Annotated in this window: 8 protein-coding genes and 2 pseudogenes; 9 read left to right on the forward strand and 1 reads right to left on the reverse strand. The window is 67.5% G+C overall.

The window, feature by feature from the left end; genetic code table 11:
- A pseudogene (locus G3N93_RS41760) lies at positions 1–156 on the forward strand (IclR family transcriptional regulator); the annotation flags it as partial.
- A gap of 829 nt (positions 157–985) precedes the next feature.
- Here the strand turns inward: G3N93_RS41760 and G3N93_RS28465 are convergent.
- Positions 986–1,468 carry an Lrp/AsnC family transcriptional regulator gene (locus G3N93_RS28465; protein ID WP_021159229.1) on the reverse strand — a complete coding sequence of 161 codons (483 nt, stop codon included), beginning with the start codon at positions 1,466–1,468 and terminating at the stop codon, positions 986–988.
- A gap of 285 nt (positions 1,469–1,753) precedes the next feature.
- Here G3N93_RS28465 and G3N93_RS28470 point away from each other — a divergent pair, with 285 nt between their 5' ends.
- The 8 genes and pseudogenes from G3N93_RS28470 to G3N93_RS28505 form a co-directional block, all read left to right on the forward strand.
- Positions 1,754–2,392: a LysE family translocator gene (locus tag G3N93_RS28470; protein ID WP_206134457.1), complete on the forward strand. Its 639-nt coding sequence runs from the start codon at positions 1,754–1,756 to the stop codon at positions 2,390–2,392.
- A 121-nt stretch (positions 2,393–2,513) separates the two neighbouring features.
- Complete coding sequence (kch, locus tag G3N93_RS28475; RefSeq protein WP_174983122.1) at positions 2,514–3,689, forward strand: voltage-gated potassium channel protein; 1,176 nt, start codon at positions 2,514–2,516, stop codon at positions 3,687–3,689.
- Positions 3,690–3,757: 68 nt separating this feature from the next.
- On the forward strand, positions 3,758–4,189 hold the full coding sequence (locus tag G3N93_RS28480) for a YqaA family protein (protein ID WP_046547713.1): 432 nt from the start codon (positions 3,758–3,760) through the stop codon (positions 4,187–4,189).
- A 158-nt stretch (positions 4,190–4,347) separates the two neighbouring features.
- Positions 4,348–5,373, forward strand: a pseudogene (locus tag G3N93_RS28485) (Cache 3/Cache 2 fusion domain-containing protein); the annotation flags it as partial.
- Between the two features lie 136 nt (positions 5,374–5,509).
- Positions 5,510–6,418 carry a DMT family transporter gene (locus G3N93_RS28490; RefSeq protein WP_174943199.1) on the forward strand — a complete coding sequence of 303 codons (909 nt, stop codon included), beginning with the start codon at positions 5,510–5,512 and terminating at the stop codon, positions 6,416–6,418.
- 152 nt (positions 6,419–6,570) lie between these two features.
- Entirely contained in the window at positions 6,571–7,752 is a 1,182-nt protein-coding gene (locus G3N93_RS28495) for a PLP-dependent aminotransferase family protein (RefSeq protein WP_011352810.1), read from the forward strand.
- Positions 7,753–7,794: 42 nt separating this feature from the next.
- Positions 7,795–8,253, forward strand: a complete 459-nt coding sequence (locus G3N93_RS28500) for a RidA family protein (RefSeq protein WP_011352811.1) — start codon at positions 7,795–7,797, stop codon at positions 8,251–8,253.
- Between the two features lie 13 nt (positions 8,254–8,266).
- The coding region (locus G3N93_RS28505; protein ID WP_206134458.1) for a PhzF family phenazine biosynthesis protein at positions 8,267–8,628 on the forward strand (362 nt) is incomplete at its 3' end.

The following is an 8,628-nucleotide window of genomic DNA, read 5'->3' on the forward strand; positions in this document are numbered from 1 at the left end:
TCGCCCGTGTTCGATCACACCGGCAGCATCCGGCTCGTGATCGCGATCATCGGCTCGTCGCGCGGCTTCCCGCGCGGGCCGGACAGCGAGCTCGCGCACACGTTGCTCGCCGCGACGCGGCGGCTGTCGTGGCGGTTCGGGTGGATCGGCCGGTAAGCCGCTGCACGCCGCGACCGACGTCCTCCCACCGCTCGAATCCCCTTTCCTGTTCCATGCGAGGCCGTGCCGGCACGGCCTCGTCACGCCTGTGGGCCACTCGCAGGCATCCGATATTCATGTTGCAAAGCAGCAACACCAATTGTCAGTAATTCTCATATAACGAAATCGCATTTCACAAAGCGGAGACGTTTCGCTATGATTAGGGTTATCCCTAACTCGCCACCTATATGGGGCTTCGTCATGCAAACGTCTAATGTCTCCGACCGTTCCACCGAATCCGCTGGTTGGCTCGCACGTGTGAGCGACCTGATTGCAGAAGCTTGGGCACTCCACCTCGAGAACTGCGAAGTCATCGCTGAAGCACACGCACGCCTGCCGCACTGAACGGCACGACCGGCCGCCAGTTGATCGCACCACGCCCTGCCTGACCCGCTTGCCCGGACGCGCGCCACGAGGCCGCAGCGTCGGGCATCGGCATGCAGCGCATGGCGCATCGTCTGGCTGTCGGTCGGAAACCGGCCGCGGTTGCCCCGGTCGAATGCGCTCGCAGCGTCGGGAGCGCGTAGAAATCACCTTGAATTGAAGCCGATGCCGGCGCCGATCGGCGCCGGCGCGGTTTTGTCTGACGGTTGCCCGGGCGGGCCGCCGTTATCGAGCCGGCGCGCGATTACGCCGGATCGTCCCGGATGGAAGATTCATCCGCTTTGCCGGCCCGGGTGCCGAACCGCGCGATGCGGCTTGCGCCACACCCGGCTGCCACCTTTCCTCGCGCCCACGCGCAGCCACCTGCGCCGTCGTTGCAACGCCGGCCGCATGCTGACTCCCATCACACCTGAATCGACGGCACGTCCTTCATGCAGCGCAGCGCGAACATCGAGCGGCTGTGACGGATGCTCGAAATCTTGTACAGCTTTTCGCGCAGGAAACGCTCGTAGCCGGCGGTGCCGTCCACCGCGACCTTGATCCAGTAGTCGTACTCGCCCGACACGAGATAGGCCTCGAGCACCTCGGGCAGTGCGGCGAGTTCCTCGCCGAAGCGCGCGAGCGCGTCGTCCTCGTGGCGATCGAGCGTGACTTCGAGGATCACGATGTCCGCATAACCCAGCTTCCGCTGATTGACGAGCGCGACGTAACCGTCGATGTAGCCGTCCACCTCGAGCTGCCGCGTGCGGTTCCAGCACGCGGTGGTCGACATGCCGATCTGTTCGGCCAGTTCGGCGTTCGACAGACGCGCATTTTTCTGCAGTGCGCCGAGGATCTTGCGGTCCTGACTGTCGAGCGTTTTCGGCGAGCGTTCACGTGTGGCCATGGCGGAAAGAATCTTCTTCTGAAAACCGGGATTCTATCTGAACGACATTCCGGATTTGTGTCGGTTTGTATGGAAAAGCGGAAGCCTTTTAATCCGGCCCCTTGATATATTTTTACCCATGCCTGCTGTCCGGCACGCTCCCCGCGACAACCCCTTCGCACCGGGACGCATGGCCGCAATCACGAGTTGCGGTGCCGGCCAGCAGGCATGCGATTCCCCGCCGCCCGCGCGCCTATCCGGCCGCGCGGCTTCGGCGCCCGTGTTCCTGTTCCTGCCCTACCCGTCATGTCGTTCAGGCTTTACCTCTCGTTTCTCGCTGCTTCCGCCGTTCTCGTCTACGCTCCCGGCCCCGTCAACCTCCTCACCATGAACCAGGCGCTACGCGCCGGCTGGCGCCGCGCGCTGCCGTGCGTCTGGGGCGGCACGCTCGCCGTGCTGCTGCAACTCGCGCTGACCGCGCTGTGCCTGAATTCGCTCGTGCATCTCGACGAACGTGCGCTGACCGTGCTGCGCTGGGCCGGCGCGGCCTACCTCGTCTGGCTCGGCTGCAAGCAGTGGCTCAGCCGTGCACCGGCCGGCGCGCCCGCGGCCTCGGCCGGGCCGGCAGCGGCGGAGACCGACTCCCACCGTGCGCTGTTCTGGCGCGGCCTGGCGACCTCGGGCCTCAATCCGAAGACGCTGCTGTTCTTCCCGTCGTTCTTCCCGCAGTTCATCAGCCCCAGCGCCGACTGGAGCCTGAACCAGCAGTACCTGCTGCTCGCGACGACGTTCGCGGTGCTGTTCGCGGGCGGCGTCGCGTCGATGGCGCTGTTCTCGCACCGGCTGAGCCGCGCGCTGCAACGGCCCGCGCGGATGCGCGCGATGAACCGCGTGACGGGCGGGCTGCTCGTCGGGATGGGTGCGATCATGGTCGGCTGGAACTGAACGGCCGGGCGGCGGGCTTCATCGCCGCCGCCGTCAAGGCGCCTCGAAAAAGCAGGCGATCGCCGAATGCTTTAGGGTAGCGGCTGTTCCGTTGGACATGCCCGGCCAGCCGGGCGACTGGATGAAGCTCCTCACACCCCGCCTGCGGCGCCTGTTCGCGCCGGTCGGCCTGCACTGGTATCTCGCTCTCCTCCTCGCGCTCGATGCGCTCATGGTGCTGCGCCCCGTCGTCGAGCATGCAAAGCTCGGCGTGCATCACGCATGGCTCGCCGATGCGCTGAACCTCATCGACAACGCCGGGCTCGTCGTGTTGCCGCAAGTGATCGTCGCGGCCGGCCTCGCGACGATGGCCATCGGCATCGTGCTGCGCGCCCGCGTCGCGTGGGTGCTGTCGATCCTGCTGCTGGTCGCGGCCGCCGCGATCAGCGTGCTCGGCGGCTATCGCAGCCACGCCGTGTTCGTCTATACGGCCGTGCTGGCCGTCGCGCTGCTGTACTACTGGCGGCACTTCGACCGCGCGAGCGTCGCCGCGAGCAGCCTGTTCGCGTTGCTGAGCATCGTGTCGCTGCTGATCTACGCGACCTTCGGCGTGCTGTATCTCGGCGACGAATTCACGCCGCCCGTCCACGATCTCGCCACGGCCGTCTATTTCTCGATCGTGTCGATGTCGACGGTGGGTTACGGCGACATCGTTCCGCACGCGCCGACCGCGCGCCTGTTCACCGCGTCGGTGATCGTGCTCGGCATCACGGTGTTCGCGACGTCGATCAGCGCGGTCGTCGGCCCCGTGATCGGCGGCAATCTGAAACGGATCGTCAAGGGAGGCATTTCGAACGTGATCCGCAAGCATCATTACCTGATCGTCGGCGCGACACCCGTCGCGCATGCGGTGCACGACGGGCTGCGCAAGCGCGGCTACGCAGTGACCGTCGTCGTGCCGGGCGGCGTCGAGCACAACTATCCGGCCACGACCGACCTGATCGTCGGCGATGCGACCGACCACGCGGTGCTGGAAAGCGCCGGCGCGGCGACCGCGCGCGCGGTGCTCGCGCTGCGCTCCGACGACGCCGAAAATGCCTTCATCATCCTCGCGATCCGCGAGATCGCGCCGTCGGTGCGCACGGTCGCGCTCGTGAACCACCAGCGCAACCTCGAACGGCTGCGCCTGCTGAAGCCCGACATGGTGTTCTCGCCGCAGCAGCTCGCGGGCGAACTGCTGGCCAGCACGCTCAACGACGAACCCGTCGACAAGTCGTTGATCTCGCACCTACTGTTCGGCACGGCCGACGCCGCTTGATGCCTGAACGCATGACCGTGTGACCCGGTGCCCCAGGTTGGCCGGCGCGTGCCCGGTACAATCGCGCGATGTCCGAATTGCTCACTTACGGCGGCCTGTTCGCCGTGTCGATGGTCGCCGCGACCCTGTTCCCGCTCCAGTCCGAAGCCGTGCTCGCCGGCCTGCTGATCGCCGGGCGCGAACCCGTGTGGGCGCTGGTGCTCGTCGCGAGCATCGGCAACGTGGCCGGCTCCGTGATCAACTGGGCGCTCGGGCGCGGCATCGAGCACTTCCGCGAGCGCCGCTGGTTTCCGGTCAAGCCCGCTGCGCTCGCGCGCGCCGAGCGCTGGTATGCACGCTACGGCCGCTGGTCCCTCCTGCTGAGCTGGGCGCCCGTGATCGGCGATCCGCTGACGATGATCGCCGGCGTGCTGCGCGAGCCGCTGCCGTCGTTTCTCGCGATCGTCACCGTCGCGAAGGTCGCGCGGTATCTCGTGATCGCGTGGCTCGTGACGCACTGACACCCTCATCTCGTCGCACACCCGCGCGACGGCCGCACCTGCCGGCGCCGCCATCGACGACGCTCCGCTAAAGATTTCGCCGAAGTTGCCGTATTAACCGGGCGACTAGCGGTGACGCGTGCGTTCCGCCTCCTCTCCCTCCCCACTCAGGATGTTGCATGAGATTGACCCAATTGGGCCGGGTGAGCGTCGGCGCGCGTCTTGCCGCGTTGGCGTGCGCGCTCGTCGCCCTGCTGTTTACCGTTTTCGCGTGGACGCTCGCTCATTTCGCCGGCCAGCAGCTCGCTGAAGAAGCACACATGCGGATCGTCGACAAGGAACAGTCGATCCGCGCGATGGTCGACCTGTTCGACAAGGCGCTGTCGGCCGAAGCCAACCGTTCGATGTCGCTGTTCGCGAGCTTCCTGCCGCCTGATTTCTCGCTCGACGCGGCACGCACCGTCGACATCGGCGGCGTCGCCGCGCCAACCCTCTACGCGGGCGGCCAGCCGCTCGACCTCGACTATTCGATTCCCGACCAGTTCCTGAAGAAAAGCGGCGCGATCGCAACGATCTTCGTGCGCAACGGCGACGATTTCGTGCGCATCACGACGTCGCTGAAGAAGCAGGACGGCTCGCGTGCAGTCGGCACCCAGCTCGACCGTGCCGGCCCCGCGTACGCACCGCTCGTCGCCGGACGCAGCTACACGGGCCTCGCGAAGCTGTTCGGCCGGCCGTACATCACGCAGTACAAGCCGGTGACCGATGCGACCGGCCGCGTGATCGGCGCGCTGTTCGTCGGCCTCGACATCGGCGCCGAACTCAAGCTCGTCGAAGACGGCATCCGGTCGCTGAAGATCGGCGACAACGGCTACTACTTCGTGCTCGATGCATCGCAGGGCCCGTCGCGCGGCACCTTCGTCGTGCATCCGGATGCCGACGGCAAGCCTGCCGACGACGCGCGGGCGCCGTACGCGCAGATGCTCGCGGCCGGCCAGGGGCGGCTCGCGTACACGTCGACCGACCCGGCCGCGCACGATGGCGGGCCGACCGCGAAATTCGTGTCGTTCACGACGATTCCGCAGTGGCAGTGGCTCGTCGGCGGCATCGCGCTCGACGACGAACTGCTCGCCACCATGCGCGCCACCCGCAACCGCTTCCTGATGATCGGCGCCGTGCTCGTCGCGGCGTTCGCGACGCTGTTCGACCTGGAAGCCGCCGACGGCCCGCCCGCGCTGGTCGCCGAATTCGACACGCCGCAGGGCGCGCGCACGCTGCACTGAACACCCTGCCGCCCGCCCTGAACGACACCAATACTGGCAACACGGAGACACCCCTCACATGAATTCGCGCGAAACCCGGGGCATGCTGCTCGGCCTCATCGGCGTGATGATCTTCAGCCTGACGCTGCCGATGACGCGTATCGTCGTCTCCGAACTCCATCCGCTGCTCAACGGGCTCGGCCGCGCGCTTGCCGCCGCGGTACCGGCCGGCCTGCTGCTGTGGTGGCGCCGCGAGCCGCTGCCGACTCGCGCACAACTGAAAAGCCTCGCGATCACGTCGCTCGGCGTGATCATCGCGTACCCGGTGTTCTCCGCGTGGGCGATGAAATCGGTCCCGGCGTCGCATGGCGCGGTGGTCAACGGCCTGCAGCCGCTGTTCGTCGCGCTGTACGCGGCATGGCTGTCGCACGAGCGGCCGTCGAAGGCGTTCTGGGCCAGCGCGGTGGCCGGCAGCGCGCTCGTGATCGCATTCGCGCTGCGCGACGGCGGCGGCACCGTGCAGGCCGGCGACGCACTGATGCTGGTCGCGGTCGGCATCGGCGCGCTCGGGTATGCGGAAGGCGCGCGCCTCGCGCGCCAGATCGGCGGCTGGCAGGTGATCTGCTGGGCGCTCGTCGTGTCCGCGCCGTTCCTCGTGCTGCCGGTCGGCTGGCTCGCGTGGATGCAGCATGCGGCGCATCCGGGCCCGCTCGCCCTGCGCACGTGGCTCGCATTCGGCTACGTGACCCTCTTTTCGCAATTCATCGGCTTTTTCGCCTGGTATGCGGGGCTCGCGATGGGCGGCATCGCGCGCGTCGGCCAGGTGCAATTGCTGCAGATTTTCTTCACGATCGCCTTTTCCGCGCTGCTGTTCGGCGAAACGGTCACGTCGTCGACGTGGCTGTTCGCGGCCGCGGTGATCGCGACCGTGATGCTCGGGCGCCGCTCGGCGGTCGCCACCGCCGCGCAACCGGCTCGCGCCGGCTGAACAGCTGCGCCATAATGGACGTTTTGCCTGATCGGTTTTGCCCACCCGGCCGCGAAGGCTCGATCGCGCTCGTGCCTGCCCACCCGGCAGCGTCGAAGCGATTTGCCCGAACGACCTTTCTTGACTGACCACGATATCCGAACGAGGAGACTATGAATCCGAGCGACCTGCATCCGCCGCACTGGCAGCTTTCCGAACGCGCACGCAAGCTGACGAGCTCTGCAATCCGCGAAATCCTGAAGGTCACGGAACGCCCCGAGGTCATCTCGTTCGCCGGCGGCCTGCCCGCCCCTGCCACGTTCCCGGCCGAGCGCATGCGCGCCGCCGCCGATCGCGTGCTGCGCGACGCGCCGGCCGCCGCGCTCCAGTACAGCGCGACCGAAGGCTACCTGCCGCTGCGCGAATGGATCGCCGAGCGCTACAGCGTGCGCGTGTCGCAGGTGCTGATCACGACCGGCTCGCAGCAGGCGCTCGACCTGCTCGGCAAGGCGCTCGTCGATCCGGGCAGCCCGATCCTCGTCGAAACCCCGACCTACCTCGGCGCGCTGCAGTCGTTCTCGCTGTACGAGCCGCGCTACGTGCAGGTGCCGACCGACGAGCAGGGCCTGCTGCCGGACGGCCTCACGCCCGAACTTACGCAAGGCGCGCGCCTGCTGTACGCGCAGCCGAACTTCCAGAACCCGACCGGCCGCCGCCTGCCCGTCGAGCGCCGCCGCGCGCTCGCCGCGTTTGCGCAGTCGAGCCCGTTCCCGGTGCTGGAAGACGATCCGTACGGCGCGCTGAACTACCGCGGCGAACCGCTGCCGACGATGCTGTCGATGGCGCCCGATCACATCGTGCACCTCGGCACGTTCTCGAAGGTGCTCGCACCGGGCCTGCGGATCGGCTACATCATTGCGCCCGAGGAGCTCCACTTCAAGCTCGTGCAGGCCAAGCAGGCCACCGACCTGCACACGCCGACGCTCACGCAGCGCATCGCGCACGAAGTGATCAAGGACGGCTTCCTCGACGAACACATCCCGACGATCCGCGAACTGTACAGCGCGCAGTGCGACGCGATGCTCGCCGCGCTCGAACGCCACATGCCGGAAGGCATCACGTGGAACCGCCCGGAAGGCGGGATGTTCATCTGGGTGAACCTGCCCGCGCAGATCGACAGCATGAAGCTGCTCGCCACGGCCGTCGACAACCACGTCGCTTTCGTGCCGGGCGCACCGTTCTTCGCGGACAACGCGCAGCAGAACACACTGCGCCTGTCGTTCGTGACGGTGCCGCCCGAGAAGATCGAGGAAGGCGTCGCGCGCCTCGGCAAGCTGCTGCGCGAGCGCCTCTGATCCCCTTTTTCCTGTCACGACTCTCTACGAGGAATCGAATACATGGCTAACGTCTACGACAAACTCAAGTCGCTCGGCATCGAGCTCCCGACCGCCGGCGCACCGGCCGCCGCCTACGTGATGAGCGCGCAAACCGGCAACACGGTCTTCCTGTCGGGCCACATCGCGAAGAAGGACGGCAAGGTCTGGGCCGGCAAGCTCGGCGCGGATCTGCAGACGGAAGACGGCAAGGCCGCCGCCCGCTCGATCGCGATCGACCTGCTCGCGACGCTGCACGCGCACACCGGCGACCTGAACAAGGTGACGCGCATCGTCAAGCTGATGAGCCTCGTCAACTCGACGCTCGACTTCACCGAACAGCACGTCGTGACGAACGGCGCGTCGGAACTGATCGCGGAAGTGTTCGGCGACGCAGGCAAGCACGCGCGCTCGGCATTCGGCGTGGCGCAGATCCCGCTCGGCGCGTGCGTCGAGATCGAGCTGATCGCCGAAGTGGCGTAACGGACGCACCGCGATGTCCGGTCCTCGGGTCCGCTTCAAGCAGGTCGACGTGTTCACGGCGGTGCCGTTCAAGGGCAACGCGCTCGCCGTGGTGTTCGACGCCGATTCGCTCGGCGACGACGACATGCTCGCGATCGCCCGCTGGACGAACCTGTCGGAAACGACGTTCGTCTGCACGCCGACCGATCCGGAAGCCGACTACCGCGTCCGGATCTTCACGACGGAGGGCGAACTGCCGTTCGCCGGCCACCCGACGCTGGGCACCGCGCATGCGTTCCTGGAAAGCGGCGCCCAGCCGCGCACGCCGGGCCGGCTGACCCAGCAGTGCGGGGTCGGCCGGGTCGCGCTGCGCGAGCAGGCCGACGGCTGGGCGTT

It is taken from the genome of Burkholderia sp. Se-20378, from assembly GCF_017104665.1.
Classification (GTDB): Bacteria; Pseudomonadota; Gammaproteobacteria; order Burkholderiales; family Burkholderiaceae; genus Burkholderia; species Burkholderia lata.